3 protein-coding genes are annotated in these 3,468 nt (G+C 64.6%); 1 reads left to right on the top strand and 2 read right to left on the bottom strand.

Translation table 11 applies throughout. The features are described from left to right. Positions 1–128: 128 nt before the first annotated feature. On the top strand, positions 129–1,949 hold the full coding sequence (locus tag Q0072_RS06330) for a tetratricopeptide repeat protein (protein ID WP_298327330.1): 1,821 nt from the start codon (positions 129–131) through the stop codon (positions 1,947–1,949). Positions 1,950–2,039: 90 nt separating this feature from the next. On the opposite strand, the gene Q0072_RS06325 is transcribed toward Q0072_RS06330, so the two are convergent. Continuing rightward, entirely contained in the window at positions 2,040–2,288 is a 249-nt protein-coding gene (locus Q0072_RS06325; protein ID WP_298327328.1) for a hypothetical protein, read from the bottom strand. Positions 2,289–2,615: 327 nt separating this feature from the next. Continuing rightward, a partial coding sequence (locus Q0072_RS06320; RefSeq protein ID WP_298327326.1) for a TonB-dependent receptor occupies positions 2,616–3,468 on the bottom strand: 853 nt, incomplete at its 5' end.

The raw sequence follows: 3,468 nt of genomic DNA, 5'->3' as shown, positions 1-3,468 counted from the left end.
TTCGATGCCTGGCAATGGGTGCCGATGGACAAGCTGACGGCGCTGATCGTGCCCTTCAAGCGGGCCACCTATGAACAGGTGGTGGCCGAACTGGGCCATCTGGCCGTGGCGGGGTGAGGCGGCAAACCATGGCGGGCGTTCCGGGGCCGGCGGCCCGACATATCGGCCAGTTGCTGCAAACCGGTCTGGCGGCGCAGAAGGCAGGACAGGCGGCACAGGCCGAACAGGCCTATCGGCAGGTTTTGACCATCGACCCCCGCAACCCCGACGCCTGGCAATTGCTGGGGCTGCTGGCCAAAAATGCAGGCCGGCCCGATCTGGCGGTCGATCATATGCGCCGGTCACTGGACGCCAATCCACGTCAGCCGGGCGTGTGGAGCAACTTGGGCAACCTGCATCTGGCGGAAGGCCGGCCGGCCGACGCGCTGTCCTGCTATGATCGCGCCATCGCCCTGACACAGGGCAACGCGGACTTTCATTTCCATCGCGCCAAGGCCTTGCATGCGCTGCGGCGCCTGCCCGAGGCCGAGAAGGCCTGTTCCGACACGTTAAAACTGTCACCACGCCATGTGCCGTGCCTGCTGATGCTGGGTTTGACCCTGACGGATGCAGAGCGACTGTCGGAAGCAGAAGCGGCATTGCGCAAGGCGCTGACGCTGGCGCCGGATCACCCGCTGGCATTGATCAACCTTGGCGCCTGCCTGCGCACGCAGCACCGCTATGCCGAGGCCGAACCTTTGGCGCGGCGGGCGACGGCGCTGGCCCCCGGCGCCAAGGAGGCCTGGCTGCTGCTGGGCAATGTGCTGGGCGATCTCAGCCGCTATGAGGAAAGCATCGAGGCGTTCCGGGCGGCCATCGCCCGCGACCCGCTGGACCACGATGCCCATCGCAATCTGGCCAGGCGGCTTTGGACCCTGGGTCGTCTGGATGAGGTGTTCAACGCCATCTATGGTGTGATGCGGGCGCAGCCGCAGTCCGCCCGGGCGCTGGATATCGCGGCGGAGTTGCAGGCCGAATTCGGCTTTGTCGAGGCGGCGATGCAGAATTGCAGTCTGGCCCTGACGCTGGCCCCCGACGATCCGTCGCTGCTGCGCCGGCAGACGGCCCTGCTGCTGCGGGCCGACCGCCCGGCGGATGCGGTGCCCCTGCTGCGCCGCCTGCTGGAGCAACAGGCCGACAATATTCCGCTGCGCAACGACCTGGCCCTGGCGCTGGTCCGATCAGGGGATCGGGAAGCGGCGCGTGAGGTGGCCCGGCAGACCCTCTCGCACGTCCCCCATGATCAATATGCGCTGGCCCTGTCGGGCACGCTGGATCGGCTGGAGGGTAACAATCCGCTGGACATTAATGGCTGCGTAGCGGTGTTCGACCTGCAGGCGCCGGACGGTTGGGCGGACCGTGATACTTTCCTGGGTGACTGCCTGTCCCTGCTGGACCGGTTGCATGATACGGTGAACGAGCCCATTCACCTGACCCTGCGCAAGGGCACGCAAACCAGCGCCAACCTGTTCGCCCAACGTGACGAGGCGCCGCTGGTGGCCCTTCGGGAACAGATCCTGGCCACGGTGCGGGGCTATGTCGATGCCATGCCGGCCGACCGCAGCCATCCTTATTTCGGACGGCGCGGCAAGGGCCTGGCGTTCGCCGGTTCCTGGTCATCACGCCTGCGGGATGGTGGCTTTCATACCCATCATATCCACCCCGAAGGCTGGATCAGCGGGGTCTATTACCTGCAGGTGCCGCCGGCCGCCGATGCGGGGGACCAGTCGGGCTGGCTGACTTTCGGTGTGCCCAATCTGGGGCCAGAGATCAGCCTGCCCGCGCTGCACGCGGTGCAGCCCAGGCCGGGCCGGCTGGTGCTGTTCCCCTCCTACTTCTGGCACGGCACGGTGCCGTTCCAGGATGAGGCGCCGCGCATCACCATCGCCTTTGATCTGATCCCAACCTGATACCGGGGGCCAGGGAGCATGGCGCCCGGTATTTGAAATTTCCCAAACGCACCGGGCTGGCCGGCCGGTGCATCAACGCCGGCGACCGATCTACACATCCAGGACCAGCGACGGGCCGTAGCCATAGTCGCGGTAGATAAAAATCGCCGACGGGCGCGGCGGCGGCCGGTAGTAGCGGTAATTGTCATAGCGCGGCCCGCGATCATACCCCCGATCATAATGATGATGGTGGTGATGCCGGTCACGGCCGTGCCGGTGATCACCCGCCAAGGCCTGCATCGCAGGCGCCAGGGACAGGAGTGCGGCCGCCAGGGCGGCCATTGCCATACGCGTTTTCATCTTCCGTTCCAATCCACTGCCATGGATATCAGGTCAGGCTGACCCCGCATCACGGCCGGATTGCGGCGGAACGGTGCATGCTGTTGTGACAAGTGGGGGCAGGCCTTTGGCACCGGCACAAACGAAAATGGCGGAGCCGAAGCCCCGCCATTCCCAACTCATATCAGCGGTAGGAAATCTTGACCGTTGGTCAATCTTTCCTGGCCTCAATCGCCGATGCCTGTATTCGCAGGATTGGCTATGCCGCACGGGCGGCGCGGCGTTAGGAACCGCCGTACCAACGGTCATAACTTATGACCGTTGGTATCATATCCTGTGCGGACCAGATCAGAACTTGACCTGGGCGCCCATGAACACGTAGCGGCCCATCGAGTCGTACACGCCCGGATAGGTGTTGCCGTTGCCCTGGACCGAAGCCAGAGCGGACGACAGCGGCGGGTCACGGTCGAAGATGTTGTTCACACCAGCCGAGAAGGACAGGTTCTCGATCGGGCTGTAGGTAGCAGCCAGGTCGATGTAGTTCATCGCCTTCAGCTTCTCGTTCAGCGGGTTAAACGCAGCGGACAGCAGCGGGTTGCTGGACGTGGCCTGTGCCTTCACGCTGTCGATATAGCGCCAGGACAGGGACAGGTTGGCATCCCACGGGGTCGCCCAGGTGGTACGCAGACGATGACGCCACTCGGGGGTCGGCACGCCGCAGGTGGCGCCATGCAGGCCCACGCAGTCATACTCGCCTTCACCCGGCAGCGGCTCACTCTTCGCCGTATCCATCCAGGTACCGACCAGGCTGAAGGACAGCGAGCCGGCATCAGCCAGACCCACGTCATCCAGATCGAAGCGGTAGGCCAGCTCAAGATCGATGCCCGAGGTGGACAGCGAGGCGATGTTGACGTTGGTGGCCAGAACGTTGGCCACCGTGCCGATCCACAACGAACCGGTGGTCGGGTCGCGGGTGATCAGCGAGCAGAAGGCCGCATTGCCGGTGGTGCCGCAACGATTGACCGCCAGATCCGACGGGACAGTGTCGATAACGTCCTTGATCTTGATCTTGAAGTAGTCAACGGTCAGCGACAGGCCTTCAATGGCGGCCGGGGTCGCCACGAAACCGATCGAGTAGGTGTCGGAGGTTTCCGGCTGCAGGTACGGGTTACCACCATCCAGCGAGTTGTACTGCCCGGCG

This window comes from Asticcacaulis sp., from assembly GCF_027484505.1.
Taxonomy (GTDB): domain Bacteria; phylum Pseudomonadota; class Alphaproteobacteria; order Caulobacterales; family Caulobacteraceae; genus Asticcacaulis.
Note: the sequence above shows the minus strand (reverse complement) of the source record. Positions and strands in the feature narration are given on the sequence as shown.

What these genes read in the sequence shown, in the direction of transcription:
- Q0072_RS06330 (WP_298327330.1), top strand. Translation starts at nt 129, where the DNA reads ATGGCGGGCGTTCCGGGGCCGGCGGCCCGACATATCGGCCAGTTGCTG.
- Q0072_RS06325 (WP_298327328.1), bottom strand. Translation starts at nt 2,288, where the DNA reads ATGAAAACGCGTATGGCAATGGCCGCCCTGGCGGCCGCACTCCTGTCC.